Origin of the sequence: Leptolyngbya sp. FACHB-711 (genome assembly GCF_014695615.1) — a bacterium.
In the GTDB taxonomy this organism is placed as follows: Bacteria; Cyanobacteriota; Cyanobacteriia; order Elainellales; family Elainellaceae; genus Leptolyngbya_A.
Genome location: NZ_JACJOR010000384.1, coordinates 1 through 15,062 on the forward strand (window position 1 = coordinate 1; position 15,062 = coordinate 15,062).

11 protein-coding genes are annotated in these 15,062 nt (G+C 50.6%); 9 read left to right on the forward strand and 2 right to left on the reverse strand.

Going from position 1 to position 15,062, the window contains the following annotated elements:
* The first annotated feature begins 249 nt into the window (after positions 1 to 249).
* Positions 250 to 1,512, forward strand: a complete 1,263-nt coding sequence (gene metK / locus H6F80_RS16115; protein ID WP_190792544.1) for a methionine adenosyltransferase — start codon at positions 250 to 252, stop codon at positions 1,510 to 1,512.
* Between the two features lie 130 nt (positions 1,513 to 1,642).
* Here metK and H6F80_RS16120 read toward each other — a convergent pair whose 3' ends face one another.
* Positions 1,643 to 4,108, reverse strand: a complete 2,466-nt coding sequence (locus H6F80_RS16120; RefSeq protein WP_190792545.1) for a protein kinase domain-containing protein — start codon at positions 4,106 to 4,108, stop codon at positions 1,643 to 1,645.
* Positions 4,109 to 4,668: 560 nt separating this feature from the next.
* Here H6F80_RS16120 and H6F80_RS16125 point away from each other — a divergent pair.
* The 7 genes from H6F80_RS16125 (at position 4,669) to H6F80_RS16155 (ending at position 13,698) form a co-directional block, all read left to right on the forward strand.
* Positions 4,669 to 5,289, forward strand: a complete 621-nt coding sequence (locus tag H6F80_RS16125) for a hypothetical protein (protein ID WP_199296620.1) — start codon at positions 4,669 to 4,671, stop codon at positions 5,287 to 5,289.
* A gap of 466 nt (positions 5,290 to 5,755) precedes the next feature.
* A complete protein-coding gene (locus tag H6F80_RS16130) occupies positions 5,756 to 6,952 on the forward strand; it encodes a DegT/DnrJ/EryC1/StrS family aminotransferase (RefSeq protein WP_190792546.1) in 1,197 nt (398 codons plus the stop codon).
* Between the two features lie 463 nt (positions 6,953 to 7,415).
* Complete coding sequence (locus H6F80_RS16135) at positions 7,416 to 8,357, forward strand: DUF6492 family protein (protein WP_190792547.1); 942 nt, start codon at positions 7,416 to 7,418, stop codon at positions 8,355 to 8,357.
* A 192-nt stretch (positions 8,358 to 8,549) separates the two neighbouring features.
* A complete protein-coding gene (gene crtB / locus H6F80_RS16140) occupies positions 8,550 to 9,434 on the forward strand; it encodes a cyanoexosortase B (RefSeq protein WP_190792548.1) in 885 nt (294 codons plus the stop codon).
* Positions 9,435 to 9,469: 35 nt separating this feature from the next.
* A complete protein-coding gene (locus H6F80_RS16145) occupies positions 9,470 to 10,189 on the forward strand; it encodes a cyanoexosortase B system-associated protein (RefSeq protein WP_206755080.1) in 720 nt (239 codons plus the stop codon).
* A gap of 59 nt (positions 10,190 to 10,248) precedes the next feature.
* Entirely contained in the window at positions 10,249 to 11,403 is a 1,155-nt protein-coding gene (locus H6F80_RS16150; protein ID WP_190792550.1) for a polysaccharide biosynthesis/export family protein, read from the forward strand.
* Between the two features lie 90 nt (positions 11,404 to 11,493).
* Entirely contained in the window at positions 11,494 to 13,698 is a 2,205-nt protein-coding gene (locus H6F80_RS16155; RefSeq protein ID WP_190792551.1) for a GumC family protein, read from the forward strand.
* Between the two features lie 291 nt (positions 13,699 to 13,989).
* Here the strand turns inward: H6F80_RS16155 and H6F80_RS16160 are convergent, their stop codons facing one another.
* Positions 13,990 to 14,517, reverse strand: a complete 528-nt coding sequence (locus tag H6F80_RS16160) for an orange carotenoid protein N-terminal domain-containing protein (RefSeq protein ID WP_190792552.1) — start codon at positions 14,515 to 14,517, stop codon at positions 13,990 to 13,992.
* A gap of 222 nt (positions 14,518 to 14,739) precedes the next feature.
* Between H6F80_RS16160 and H6F80_RS16165 the strand changes: the two genes are divergently transcribed.
* Positions 14,740 to 15,045 (forward strand): hypothetical protein, encoded by a 306-nt coding sequence (locus H6F80_RS16165; protein WP_190792553.1) that lies wholly within the window; start codon positions 14,740 to 14,742, stop codon positions 15,043 to 15,045.
* Positions 15,046 to 15,062 lie beyond the last annotated feature (17 nt).

Here is a 15,062-nt window from a genome sequence, read left to right on the forward strand (position 1 = left end):
GTCGAGCAAACCGAATCTGACCAATGCTACTGTTTTAGTGAATCAGCTTGATCAAATTCAAATTATTTAGAATGACCAAATCAGTAAACCTACTGGGGGAATTTATTGCTTTACAAAAGAGCTGGTTATCCGAAAGGATTCCAGAATTCGGTTAAGCTGAGATTGTCGCTCCGTTCAGGAAGGATATCAATTTATTCCCTTCCCTGATTATACTTATCTCTGACTCTAGCGTTAGGAGAGGTTGTTGCCTTGGCACGTCGTTACCTGTTCACATCGGAATCTGTTACGGAAGGTCATCCCGATAAAGTCTGCGACCAGATCTCGGATACGATCCTGGATGCGCTGTTAGCTCAAGATCCTGCCAGCCGCGTTGCGGCAGAAGTTGTCGTGAACACCGGTCTGGTGTTAATCACGGGCGAAATTACTTCAAAGGCGCAGGTCAATTATGTGGATTTGGCACGCAAAAAGATTGCTGAAATCGGGTACACCGATGCAACAAATGGCTTCTCAGCCAGTAGCTGCGCTGTCCTCGTTGCGCTGGATGAACAGTCTCCCGATATTGCTCAGGGAGTAAACCACGCACAGGAAACCCGTGAACAGTCCAGCGAAGAAGCACTGGATGCGGTTGGGGCTGGCGATCAGGGTTTGATGTTTGGCTTTGCCTGCAACGAAACCCCCGAATTGATGCCGCTCCCAATTTGTTTGGCTCACCGGATCGCTCGGAAGCTAGCCGCCATTCGGAAAACAGGACAGCTTGCCTATTTGCGTCCTGATGGTAAAACACAGGTGACGGTGATCTACGAAGACGGTAAACCTGTTGGAATTGACACAATTCTCGTCTCCACGCAGCATGCCCCTGAGATTGGTGAGATTACAGACCTGGCTGAAATTCAGGCAAAAATTCGGGAGGATCTGTGGTCGCTAGTTGTGGAACCTTGCTTTAATGATCTGGAAGTCAAGCCGGACGATCGCACTCGCTATCTGGTCAACCCGACAGGAAAGTTTGTGATTGGTGGACCTCAGGGCGATGCAGGCTTGACTGGGCGTAAGATTATTGTGGACACCTATGGCGGCTATTCCCGGCATGGTGGAGGGGCTTTCTCTGGCAAGGATCCCACAAAGGTTGATCGCAGTGCTGCCTATGCCTGCCGCTATGTCGCCAAAAATATCGTGGCAGCCGGGCTGGCGGAAAGATGCGAGGTTCAGCTCAGCTATGCGATCGGGGTCGCGCGTCCGGTGAGTATCCTGGTGGAAACCTTTGGCACTGGCAAGATTGATGACGATCGCCTGCTAGAGCTAGTGAAACAGCACTTTGAACTGCGTCCGGCAGGTATTATTCAAACGTTTGGATTGCGAAATATTCCGGGTGAGCGGGGCGGACGGTTTTATCAGGAGGTTGCTGCTTACGGTCACTTTGGACGTAACGATCTGGAGTTGCCCTGGGAGCAAACGGATAAGGCAGAGCTTTTACGAGCAGCGGCAGACCAGTTGCTTTCGAGAGCAACCGTGTAAGCTTTAGAACCCATGTTGGCTGACAATTTCAACTGATATTCAACTGACAATTTCTAGTTTGAATTTTAGTTTGAAAAGTAAAGAGGGATCGTTGTCCCTCTTTTTTGCTGCTTTAGCGATTTTTGCTGCTTCAGCGATTAGAGGAATACCATCCCACAAGGCTCATTGGTAGGGGAATGCGAAACACGCGATTGCCGCTTGCCCGTTCTTGAATCACCAGTGTTGCCTGCCTCGGATGCGAAGAATTCCAGTTGCGATCGAGCAGCGAGACTGAGCCTGACATCGCTTCTCCAGGCTGCAGCACAGTTTCAGAGGTGCTGGTCAGCAAAACTCTGGAGCGAAGCATCTGGTTTTCAGCCGTTTGCACCTCAGCATAGACAGGACTAAAGCTAAATGCTCGATCGCTATTGTTGACAATACGGAGATTGGCGGTCGGCACTCCATCAGAATTAACCAAGGCTTGATCGACCCAAATAAAGACCTGGCTCGATCGATGCGTTGCCATGGCCAGACGCGGTATTGGTGAGGAGCGGCGAGGCGGCTGTGAGCGAGATGCAGCCCTTACCTGAGACGATCGCTTTAATGCCTGAGCACGGGATGGCTGAGGCACACGAGCAACAGACCGGGATGAGCTATTGGTCTGAGCTGGCTGAACAGCCGTAGGCTGCGGCACAGCAGGAGCAGCAGAAGCACTTGTAATGGACGGTTGCGCCTGTATGGCAGGTTGCCCTTGAGCCACCAATCGATCGAGTTTTAGAGACTGATCTGGCTTTAGAAACTGCGGCATTGCTGCTAGCCGTAGGTCAACTGCCTTAAGGCGAGTTCGATATTCTTCTGAACGCGATTTCGCCTGTTTTGTCACAAATGCTCGCTCAGGAATTGCCTTAAGGGTTGCAACTGCTTTTTCCCACTGCTGCTTTGCACCGATCAACTGCTGAGCCGTTTTTGCGGTATGGCTTTGCGCTGCGGCTTGCTGAGCTTCTGCCTCTGCTCGTTTTAGGAGCTGTTCTGCCCGCGCTTCTTGTTCAAGGTGGACTTCTAGCCCCTGAAAGACCGCCTGATACTGCCGCACCAGATTGACTGCCTGGGGCTGAATTTGAGGGTCTGTGCTGAACGTGCTGAGCTGTGCCAAGGATTCAGAGAGCCGATCGCGGGCACGCTGCAAATCAAGCACGGTTTGAGCCTGCGACATCAGCGTTTTTGCACTCGCTGCCTGCTCAATCGCCTGCCGATATCGCTCTGCTACCTGAAGTCCTGCACAGTTGCCCAGCGGTGCACACAAAGGCGTGATGTGGGGTGACTGGACTCCGACCACAATTCCTGCTACTGGTAGCAGCAGCAGTGAGGCAACCATGAGCGCTTGACTAACCGATCGCTCAAACCAGGCTGGTTTCTGCCTAACCCAAATCTTTGAATATCCTGTCCTAGGAGCGAAGCGAAGCTGGTTCTCGTATGGAGGAATCGCGCTGCCTAGCTGCCCCGATGTCAGCGGATTGAGATCGGTCAGGGGAAGCGGCACACAAGTTGAAGACAAAGCAACCTGGGAAGCCAATGTCAGGCGAGTTCGACTAGAAGCGGATTCGATCTGGGTGGAGTCAGTCGCGATCGTCAGAAAGGAAACCGAGGACTGGAGCAGGGTCAGCTCAGGCTGGGCATTTCGGACGGAACTCTCCTCAGGTTGCGCAGTTCGAATCGGCTGCGGGCGAGACAGGAAGCTGATTGACTCAGAATGAGAACCTGTCGGCAGACCTGACAAATCCCGTAGAACAGCACGAGCCGAGGGGTAACGATCAGTGGGGCGTTCTGCCATCATGCGATCGAGGATCTGCATAAAGCGGCGATCGAGCTTAACCCTGCGATGCCATTGCCAGTCCAGCGTTTTTGGATTCATCAGCAGGTGCGGCGATTGCCCAGTCAACAGCACAACGGCGGTAACTGCCAGGGCATAGAGATCGCTGCGTGGCGAGCACTGCCCCATCCGAATCTGCTCGTAGGGCGCGTAGCCGACTTTGCCAACTGCGACAGAAGCCTGAATCAGCCCAGAGCTTTGAGGAATCAGCTCTGCCTGGGTCGTTTGCTTAACCACGCCAAAATCGATCAAAACTGGGAGATTGCGCCTGCGGGAAAGCATGATGTTGTCGGGCGAAATGTCCCGATGCACAATCTTCTGGCTGTGTAGATAGTCAAGCAATTCCAGGAGGCTGCGAAGCCAGGGCACAATTTCCTGTTCCGTAAACGCTTCACCCTGCTGTTTTCGTTCCTGAAGCTGTTTCCAGTAGGTTTTGCCATCGATGAACTCCTGAACGATAAACAGCCGATCATTTAGCTCAAATCCTGCATAGAACTTGGGGATCTGCGAATGATCGAGCTTGTGCAGAATTGCCGCCTCTCGCCGAAAGAGCTGACGCAGTTTTGAAGCAACCACCGGGTCGCCCTGGTGATTGGGCACAAATTCTTTAAGAACGCACAGCTCGTTAAAGCGACATCGATCGATCGCCAAATAAGTCCGTCCACAACCGCCCCGTCCAAGAACGCGCTGAATATGATAGCGGTGATTTACTACCGTGCCGGGAACCAACTCTACGCTTGACGTCACCCTCTAGCTCCTTGCTCAATGCTTCCACAAATGCTTGCTTGCACAAGAGTCTGGATAGATTTATCAAACTCTAATATCGATTCGCAAGGGGATTCTCCCCCTCATCCTGCGATGGCTTTTTCTAAACGGTAGTAGCACCTGTTCCGGACACACTGATTTAGTCACGATAGTAGGATAGCAGAATCATCCAGATCGAGATGTGATGAGTATTGCTTCATTCCGGAGAAGAAGCATCAAAAGTATCAATTCACATAGGTACCGAGAGAGCAAAAAGCTTGATTAATAGATTTATTCAGTTCTGTCACGTTTCAAAGAGTGTTTAGTAAAGTTGTGAGCAGTAACTTTGCAGTAGAGGATGTCTGTTCTTTTTGATACCTTTTTTCATCCCTTGCGTTGAACACTCTGCTGTGATTAAAGTTGAAAGCGTTAAGTCTTGAAACTGCGTGGGCTACACTCGCCCGTCCTGGGGCTCCTTGTAATTCGCGCAGGGGAGTGCATCAATGGGTTGATGTGGGCACGTTAGAAGCATACTTGTAATCGTTCAGGTTAACAAAGGACGCATGAAGAAGCTTCGATTTGGATTTCAGCTTGTTTTCGCCAGTGTTTTGCTGATGATTACCGATATCGGGCAATTTTCATTGCGAAACGATCGCGCAATGGCACTTCCGGGGCAAACGGTTGATCAAGCGGCCGCATGGATTCAAGCCAATTCTGCCCTTCGTCCTGCCAGTGGCGAAACGCTGCTTGTGCGAAAAAGCGATACGCCTGCCCGCCGATTTTCCTTTGAAGCACTCACCGCTTCACCCGGACGCGCAGCCGCTCTAGAGAGCCGGGGCACAATTCGAACAGAGCGCATTACCCTGTTTGACATGACCAATGGCGTAACATTCGATCGCCTTGCTTCAACTCTTCGCAGCGTCTACGGCGATGACATTTATCAGGATTTTGTGCAGGGAAACCTGGTGTACCGCTATCCCACGGAGGAGCAGCAGCAAGCCGCAACGAATCGTGACACTCCTCTGCTGGAATCGGTTCAAGGAGAAATTCGCCAGGGCGATCGCTATGCCTACTGGATGGAAACAGCGCAAACGCGAAGCGGCGAGGCGTACAGTGGTCAAATCTACGTTTTTCTGCCGGAAGATATCAATAAGCTAGAAACAGAGTTGCGCGATCGGAGTTAGCGATTGGATGAAACAAATACGATAGAAGCAATGCGTTTCAGAACATAGTTTGAAATCCTAATTCTGAAACCCTGGAAAAAAGTCTTTATCGACTCTTCACTATCAATCTGTATCTAAAATTACACAAGATCCGACATAACTAGAGATATCGTCCCCATTAGGCACAGCCCCATTAGGCACAGTAAGTTCTTTGCAGGCCGGATTCTTGCAGAACTCTTGCAGAATTGCGGACTGTATTCTCGCGAACCGTATCCTCATCAGGTAACTTGAGTCGTTCAGTGAGCAGTATTTTGGTGAGCAGTCGTTTGGTGAGCAGTATACCGAGCTAGAACACTGCTTCTATTCCAGCTTTTTTCGATTGCAGTGGGTCAGATATGCTTGTTTGCTGCTCTTGCTTATTACTTATCGTCTTCCCATTGCTCATGATGTTTCCCTGGTTACCCTCCTTTCAGAATTTCTTGGGTTTATGAATCATTCTTCTTTCATTCCATTTGTTGATTTTCAGTTCCAGCAGCCGCTTCAACAAGAGCTTGAACAGGCAATTCGATCGGTAATCGAGCAGGGCGACTATGTTTTGGGGCAAGCAGTAAGTGAGTTTGAGTTTGCCTTTGCTCAAGTTTGCGGAACTCGCTATGGGGTTGGGGTGGCTTGCGGCACAGATGCAGTTGCGCTGGGGCTTCAAGCTTGTGGAATTGGCCAGGGCGATGAAGTGCTGCTGCCAGCAAATACCTTTGTTGCCACACTGATTGGGGTACTGCGAACGGGGGCAACGCCAATCCTGGTAGACTGCAATCTGGAAACTGGGCTGATCGATTTGCTGGCAGCCGAGAAGGCAATCACCTACCGGACACGGGCGATCGTCCCAGTTCACCTCTACGGGCAAATGGTGTCGCCTAGTGCACTGCTGAATCTCGCCAGTGCCTATGACCTGCTGATTTTCGAGGATGCTGCCCAAGCGCACTTGGCAGCGCGGGAGGGCTATCAAGCAGGCTCGATTGGCAGCGCGGCGGCGTTTAGCTTTTACCCCAGCAAGAATCTGGGAGCATTCGGCGATGGGGGTATCGTGCTTACTTCGGAAGAGATTGTGGCGCAAACCTTGCGATCGCTTCGCAACTACGGCGCACTCCGCAAATACTTTCACACCGATCTGGGCACAAACAGCCGGCTGGACTCGATTCAGGCTGCCGTCCTCAAGGTGAAACTGCCTCATCTGGCTGCCTGGAATGCCGATCGCTACCGAATTGCTCAGCAGTATGACGCTTTGCTTCAGCCGCTTGCAGAATACGGCATTGTGCCGATTAAGAACCAGAGCGGTCCGGGTCATGTCTATCATCTGTATGTGGTTCGTGTGACCCAGGCTTGCACAATCGATCGAATCGCACTGCAAACCGGACTGACCGAACTCGGCATTCAAACGGGCATTCACTATCCGATTCCCTGCCATCTTCAGCCCGCCTACCAGCATCTTGGCTATCGCGCAGGTGACTTTCCCGCCGCAGAACTAATGAGCCAGGAGATTTTGTCGCTGCCGCTCTATCCGGGTATGGCAGACTCACAGATTCAGCAGGTGGTCAGCGCGATCGAATCCCTGATGAAGCAGTCGATCCTTGCCTCACATCCAGCGATGGAATTTCAGGCGGATCGATCGCTGCTAGCAGGATAAAGCGTAAATTTGCAGCCTGGCATTATTAAGTAGAACACAAACCTGCTCCCCTAGCCCTCACTTGGAGTATGCCAACTATCTTTGGAAGTAAAAAGTTTTAGAAGCTCTAATCCTTGATTTACCTTCTTCTATCAAGACAGAAGGAAACGAGGTTTGATTCCTTCCAAAAGTAATGAACTATACCGAAAACTAAAGAGCTAGGGGCAGCTTAAGTAATCGCCTGGATTCTCTAATGTCCGAATGAGATTGTGATCGTTACCCTGATTCACTAAAAGGCTGTCAAACCGCCTTCTACTCAGTGTTTTGCTGGCACAGCACATGATTACCAGGAACAATTGTAGGGAGTTAGGATAAGTTTCCTACATATTTTTACAGATGCCTTCATAAAGGTTTTGTGAAGCACTGGAATACTTACGGATAGCCCAGTATCTTGTAAATAACACTGCCAGTACCTGGGAAAACAATGAGCATCTTTTCTTTTGCATTTATTACCCCCAGCTATGCGCCAGATTTTCAAAGATGCAAGCTACTGTGTTGGAGCATCAAGCAGTTCGTAGCTTTCCCAGTAAAACATTACATCGTTGTCGAGAAAAAAGACTTTGATCTTTTTCAGCAGCTATCTAATGAAAACATAATCATCTTAACCAAAGAAGAAATTCTTCCCTTTTGGATTAAGCGAGTTCCTTTCTTTGACCGAAAAAATATTTGGCTAAATCTGAAAGGTTACCAATCAGGTAACTTTTTGCTGCGAGGATGGTTAGTTCAGCAGATTGTGAAACTAGCAGCAGCGCAGTATGTAAAAGAGGACATTCTCATATTTGTTGACTCAGATGTTGCATTCATTAACTCCTTTGATCCTCGAGCATTAACGAAAGGCGATAAAGCCCGAATCTTTCGAGTGAACCACTCTAGCGATCACGAATTTGAGGAGAGCAGAAAATGGAAGGATACTGCCAAGAAATTACTTAATTTGCCCCTGGAAAACAACTACTATGACTTCTACATTAGCCAGATTGTTACCTGGAGACGTGATACTTTAATCCAACTGTATCGATTGCTTGAGGAGAACTTTCAGCAGGACTGGCTAGAGGTCGTTACTAGAGTAAAGCATTTGTCCGAGTACGTTCTCTACGGGTTGTTTGTAAGCTATGTAATGAGAGAAAACGCTGGGCACTACGACGATCATTTGCAAAAAGTGTGCTGGTGTTATTGGGAAGAGCGCCCAATGTCCAACGAGGAGCTAAAGGAGTTTTTTCAGGAAGCTCAACGCTCTGGTCATCCGGCTGTCATGATATCAGCAAAGAGTTCTCTCGATTTGTCGATCAAGGAATTTCAAAATTACCTTTTCTTGAGCAAGCAGGGCGGTCAGGACAAGGTTGCCCTGTTGCAGGAATTCGCAGAATAATTCTATTCGTCTACTCGTCTACTCAGTAATGTCCATAACTTCACAGCAGTTTTCAGATGAAGTGCCTCCCGCTTGAGAGGCTTTCAAAATTTTTGGGGGAGGACGTTTATTTGAGGATGACGGGTCTTGGTGTTTGGAAGGCAGTTGCGGGAATGCTAGAAACAGCCATTCTGAAAAGCATTTCCTGCGCTTATGCACGTCAGGCAAAAACTCGATGCACTTCCTCAACAATTGCCCATACTGGCGATCGGCGGTTTGCTGCTGTTACTGTACACGCCGCTGCTGCTGCACTGGATCGATGGCTGGATCAACAAATCCATCAGCACCGAGCATGAATACTTTAGCCACGGGCTGCTAGGCTTGCCTTTTGCTGCCTATCTGGTCTGGTCAAAACGGCATCGCTGGCAGACCTTACCCGATCGCACTCACCTTGGCGGCATGGTGCTGCTGACGCTGGGCTTGGTCTGGTATCTCAGCCCGCTCCCGGACGCGATTAATCTGTCACTGCCGATTTTGCTGGCGGGGCTTTGTCTGTGGCTGAAGGGGATTCCCGGTCTGCGGCTTCAGGCATTTCCACTGCTGCTGGTGCTGCTAGCAACGCCCAACTCAGTTCCCTATTTGCTCGTACCCTATACCCTGCCGCTTCAGCGTTTTATTGCCGGAGTTGCAGGGTTTTTGCTGGTGCAAGCGGGAATGCCGGTGCGGGTGGATGAGATTTACCTGTTTGTAAACGATCGCGTGGTAGAAGTTGCTCCCTACTGTGCGGGGCTAAAAATGCTGTTTACCAGCCTTTATGTGGGGATGATTTTGCTCTACTGGACAGGAGCACGGATGTCTCGCTCACAGGTGATGCGGCTACTAGCGGGAATCTTGCTGCTGAATCTGATTGCTAATATTATTCGCAATGCATTATTGACCTACTTTTACGGCACAGCGCAGGAGGCGGGTTTTCACTGGCTGCATGACGGCTGGGGCGGCGATCTGTTTTCCACTGTGCTGCTGGGGCTGATTGTGCTGCTAATGCGCTGGATCGATCGCCAATCAAACGATACTGCTCCTCAACCCACAGATTTCTGATGATTTCATTTCGAATGACTGTAATGAAATGGGCTGTGATCAAACAAAGCATCGTCTTATTTACACTGGCAATCGTTGTGGCGATCGTTGTGCCAAACTACTGGACGCAAGCTTGGACGTGGAATCATTTGCCCGAACTCGCGCAGGTCAAGCAGCTCAAACAGATTCAGCAACAGGGACTTGCCTTGAAAGGCTGGCAAACGCTGAACCAGCGATCGATCAAAATTGGCGGACATAGCTGGTCAGCGCAGGCGATGCGAAGCACTTTCCCCACTGAGGCAATCATGCCTGAAGCAGAAGCCGCACTTGCCACACCGCAAACCACAACCCTGCTGCTGCTGCGTCCCCAAACCTGGATTCGCGATTTGCCTCAGGTGGACTGGATGGATATCAACGGACTCCAGCAGTGGAAGACAGACTCAGCGCGATCGATCGAGTTTAGGGTGACTGGTTCAAATGGACAGTCGATTCCAGTGAAGGCTCGATTCCTGCGCGGCTGGACAAAGGAACGCACCTATGCCGTGATGCAGTGGTATGCCTGGTCAACGGGCGGCAGTCCTTCCCCGACCAACTGGTTTTGGGCAAACCAGATAACGCAGTGGAAAACCGAGCAGCCACTTGCTTGGATTGCCGTCAGTGTGATGCAGCCAATCGCTCCTTTGGGAAACATTGAAACGGTGCGTCTTCCACTCGAAACCCTGGCACAGCAAATTCAGACTGCTTTGACTGAAACTGCCCTTCAGCCTTCACCATAGGCTGTGATTGATTTTGCTGTCAGGGTGATTGCTTCCTGTAGACCGCACACCTGATCCCTATGTTTCGCCAACTCATAATCCTCTCGCTTACTTCGCTGTTCTGGGCGACCCAGGCAAGCGTCTTTTATCAGGCAGCTCAAGCCAACTCGGAGATGCCGATCAATTCAGCAGACCCCCAAAGGCTGCCTTCTAGAGAAGTACCTACCTCAATCACCGATATTTTCCAGGAAGTTTCCCAATCGGCTGATGAGTTTGATGAATATCGTTTAGGAGCAGGCGATTCGCTGTTTGTGAATGTCTTTCGCTTTCCTGATCTGACCTTTCAGAACACGATCGATCCGGCGGGCAATCTGCTGATTCCCCTGGTGGGCGCGTTGCCATTAGAGGGGTTAACCCTGGAAGAAGCAAAAGCGAAAATTCAAACCGCGCTCGATCGCTTTGTAATTCAGCCGCAAATCGATCTGATGCTAGTGGGGCAACGTCCGGTTTCAGTAACGATCGTGGGTGAGGTGGTGCGTCCGGGCTTTTATCCGTTGCAGTCGCCGCAGTTGACCTCAGCGTTGATTGCAGCAGGCGGAACCAGCGGACAGGCAGATTTGCGATCGGTTCGGGTACAACGGCAAATGCCCGATGGCTCGGTGCGCGATCGAGAAATTGACTTGTACACGCCCTTTTCCCAGTCTCGAACCCTACCGGATGTGCGGCTAAGCGATGGCGATACGATCGTGATTCCTTCACGCACCAGCGATGAGGGCTATAACCGGATGCTGATGGCGCAATCCACCCTGGCACAGCAGCAAATTCAGATTCGGATTATGAATTACGCTGCCGGAAATGGAGGCGCGATGGGAAGTTTAGCGCTGCCGAGCGGCAGTCGGTTTCTCGATGCCCTGACTGCAATATCGATCGATCTCAATAGTGCTGACATTCGCAATGTGGGGTTGGTGCGGTTTGATGAACAGCAGCAAAAAGCCGTGAGTCAGGAGCTAGACGGCAAAAAGGCGATGCTCGGTGACTCGACGCAAGACCCGATGTTGGAAAACGACGATGTGATTGTGATTGGTCGGAACTGGGTAGCACGAATTACCTATGCGCTGAATACGTTCACGCAGCCATTTCGCGATGTGCTGGGATTTTTGCTGTTTTTTCAGTCGCTTGGCAACAGTGCGGCAAGTTTGTTTGGTCCGTCAGGGGAATCGAGATCAAGTGATTAAAGCTCAGACGTTAAGATCAACCGCGATTCGGCAGGACACTCAGGGAACACTAAGGCTGGCAACATGAGGGCAATAACCAAGGGCTAACCCATGACTCCCCCCTTCATTAAGCGATATTGGATCGCCCTCGATCGACATAAATGGGCTGGACTCGCCGGATTCCTGGTCGTCGCAGGGCTTGCAGGCGGAGCAGCAGTGCTGCAAAAGCCACCCACAGCAACCTATGTAACCGAGGGCGCTCTCACCTATGGCGCGCCGCCAGACGTTTTTTCTGCCACAGGAACGGCATTGCAGCAGCAAGGACAGGCTGTAACCAAGGAAATGCTGCTTTCAAACCAGGTCGTTAGCACGACGCTCAAGCTGCTTGAAGCAGAGGAGATTCGCCTATCGGAACTGGCTTTAACACAGCGTGCCAAAGTTACCGTCACGGGAAATGGCACAGAAGCTGCAGGTGCTGCTCCAGCTGGCTCTCAGGCTCTACGCATTACCGTGGCGTATCAAGACAGCAGCAAAGAGCGATCGCAAAAAGTCACTAATCTGCTCATGAAAGCCATGATCGAGCAGAGCCGTCAATTTAATACGCAGCAATTGCGGCGCGTGATCGAAAACCTGGATCAGCTTTTGCCGAAAGTCACCGACGAACTGCGATCGGCAGAACAGCAGCTTGAAACCTATGTGCGGCGAGAAGGAACGGCGATCGAGGCAGCCGAAAGCGGTAGTTTGCTCGGCGCAATCACCAGCACTCAGCAGCAGCAGCGACAGCTTCGATTAGCCCTCACGGGAATGACTGCTCAAATTCGCAGCTTGCAGAACCGTCTGGGCATGACTCCTGAACAAGCCTATCTTGCTTCTGCCCTGAGTGCCGATCCGATTCTTGCCGACTTGCGGGCGCGAATTTATCAGGTGGAATCGCAGCGGGAGCTATTTGCCAAAACCCTGCGTCCCGATCATCCAACAATGCTGGACTTACAGAGTCAGCTCGAAGTGTATGAGCAGCAGCTTCAGGCACGGGTCGGTGAAGTGATTGGCGGCAATCCAATCGCGACTTCCCTGGATCGTGATAATGCTCTCGGACGAAGAACAGCATTACAGCAGATTCGCCAAGCCAGTAGCCTCGACCCGGCACGAAAGGCACTGGCAGATACCTTAGTCGGGCTGGCCACTCAGCAGCAAACCCTTCAGCAGCAGCTCACCGACCTAGTGCGATCGGAACAGGAGCTTCGGCGAGAGTATGGCAGCATTCCGAATAAGCAGCTCGAACAGCAGCGACTTCAGCAGCAGATTGCCCTGAAGCAGACTTTCTACAATCAGGTACAGGCACGCTTAGCAGATGCAAAACTGGCGCAAGAAGAAACGGTTGGCAGCTTAATTGTGGCTGAGCCGCCGGCAACCGAGGCGACTAGCGAAGCTAGCTTGAGCGGCAGCATGATTCTATTATTAGGCGGGATATTCGCCGTACTGGTTGGTGGCGGACTGGTCATGGTGCTGGGAATGATCGATCCCACGTTCTACACGTCTGAAGATATCCAAGCAGCTTTGCGCCAGCAAGAAGTTCCCATGCTGGGTATTTTGCCTTTGCTGCCCGAGGAAGATGAGCAATTGCCCGTCTTAGAAGCGGACTCACCCTATCTAGACTTCTATGAGCGACTGAGGACTAACCTGAAGCGAATTGGGGGCGAACCTGAGCTAAAGGTCGTTTTGATTACCAGCACAGTGAGCGGCGAAGGAAAAACGGTCACGGCTTATAATCTTGCAGTCGCGGCAGCACGGGCAGGCAAAAAGACGCTGCTGATTGAAGCAGACCTTCGATCGCCTTCTCAAGCCACCGCTCTGCACCTTCAGCCACCTGATGGTCTAGCCTTTAAATCGGCAGAGTATTATCAGCAGCTCGATCGCTGTATTCGGGCAGTTCCGGCGATCGATCATTTATTTATTGTGCCGAGCCTTGCACCTCAGCGATATGCCGCAGCCATTCTGGAATCGGACGCAATGCGACAGCTCATTAAAATCGGACGAGAACAGTTTGATTGGGTCGTTCTAGATACACCCGCTCTGAGTCGATCGAGCGATGCCCTGCTGCTGGAGCCGCTCAGCGATGGCATTATGCTAGTGGCGCGTCCTGAAGTAACCGAAGAGGGTTTGCTGAACGAAACGACGCAGCAGCTATTGGAGTCAGAAGAAATTCAGTTTTTGGGGACAACGATTAACGGAGCAGATATCCCCGTACCAGAAGTTGAGTTTGACCCAGAGCCAGAAGCAGAACCGATTGATTCGATTTATCCAGAAGCTGCTTAAGGGGTGTTAGTTGGGTTTAGCAATGCGATGGGCAACGATGGGATAAGCAACGATTTGTCGCTCAGGGGAAAGCGTTCGATCAATTTCTCCAGTTTTCGATCCGAATGCTGATCGAAGGTTTTACGATTTCTGAAACTTAGTGATACGGCAGACCATCTGCACAGTTCACGTCTATCAGGAAACGTTCTATAAAAATAAGGGCAGCTTGCCAACTGCCCCTAGACTCTGAACGATCGCTGCCGAAATATCTAGCTGAAATATCGATGTGCCGTCTAGATATCAGGAGTTTCTTTAGAAACTAGAGGTCTTTCCGGTTTCTGCCTGAGTTGGAATTGGCTCCACTTCGCTGTAGCCCATGTTGCTCGCGATCAGACGCAGAACTGAAATTTGCTCTTGAAACTCCAGGTCCTCGAGCGCCTTCAGCAGGTTTTGGATTGCCTCCGTGGGCTGATAGTTGTCTGGCATTCCCACTACGGTATCGCCCATGCCCTTTGCCCAGGCATACCACACTGCAAGCTGATTATTTTCTCTCAAACCGCCGTATGCTCTGGAATATTCTGTCTCTTCACGGTTCACAATTTCGCGCATAACGGCGAGCTGTTTGTCCTTGCCAAGATGATAAAAATCACCCAGCAGTACAGGAGCCAGATTAGGTTCTGCTGCTGCCGGAGCTGCAGGCGTAATCGACTCGCCCATTTTCTCATAAATCAAATAAAGCAATGCAAGGCGATCGTCAATTCCCAATTCACCATACGACTGAAAAACGCGCTGTTCTTTTTCTGCAAGCAGTTGAGAGTTCTGATCGGTATTAAATGTCATCGTTTGTTATCTCCGAACTTTTTCCCGTCTAGATTTAGCAGGTTACTGAAGCCATCTGAAACGCTCCGAGGAAAGACTTTGAAAAGTGGAATTGTCTTTTCGAAATCTCTCCTACGAAAAGAATTAAATCTGCCTCAAGGGTGGTATGGCTCGAAAAAGCAGTTGGTACGATTAGCCCATTCAATCCGCGATATTTATAGCAAAAGTTACAAGGAGTAGAATATGACTCAAGCTGGTGCAAACTCTAATTTTGATGCTGAACGCATGGTCGAAGAAATCAAGACGGGCGATGAGAAAATGCCCCAGGTTGATGTTGCTTCGGACTATGAATTATCAAAACAGTTTGATGTTGCCGCGATCGATCGCACGGGCGAAGGCGAAAAAGCAGCTGAAGAAGCAACTTCTCCTAACCTCGATATCAGTAAAATAAGCATCCAGTCTGATGCGTCGCAGGCGACCGAAGGATTCTCGGATGCTGACCCAGCCGCTTTTCTAGACATGGCAAAAGACGTGAATCCCCGCCTTTAAAAAACATCAAAAAACTT

Bases quoted from the DNA above. Each gene is read 5' to 3' on its own strand.
- H6F80_RS16125 (WP_199296620.1), top strand. From the start codon at position 4,669: ATGAAGAAGCTTCGATTTGGATTTCAGCTTGTTTTCGCCAGTGTTTTG.
- H6F80_RS16130 (WP_190792546.1), top strand. From the start codon at position 5,756: ATGAATCATTCTTCTTTCATTCCATTTGTTGATTTTCAGTTCCAGCAG.
- H6F80_RS16135 (WP_190792547.1), top strand. From the start codon at position 7,416: ATGAGCATCTTTTCTTTTGCATTTATTACCCCCAGCTATGCGCCAGAT.
- crtB (WP_190792548.1), top strand. From the start codon at position 8,550: ATGCACGTCAGGCAAAAACTCGATGCACTTCCTCAACAATTGCCCATA.
- H6F80_RS16150 (WP_190792550.1), top strand. From the start codon at position 10,249: ATGTTTCGCCAACTCATAATCCTCTCGCTTACTTCGCTGTTCTGGGCG.
- H6F80_RS16155 (WP_190792551.1), top strand. From the start codon at position 11,494: ATGACTCCCCCCTTCATTAAGCGATATTGGATCGCCCTCGATCGACAT.
- H6F80_RS16160 (WP_190792552.1), bottom strand. From the start codon at position 14,517: ATGACATTTAATACCGATCAGAACTCTCAACTGCTTGCAGAAAAAGAA.
- H6F80_RS16165 (WP_190792553.1), top strand. From the start codon at position 14,740: ATGACTCAAGCTGGTGCAAACTCTAATTTTGATGCTGAACGCATGGTC.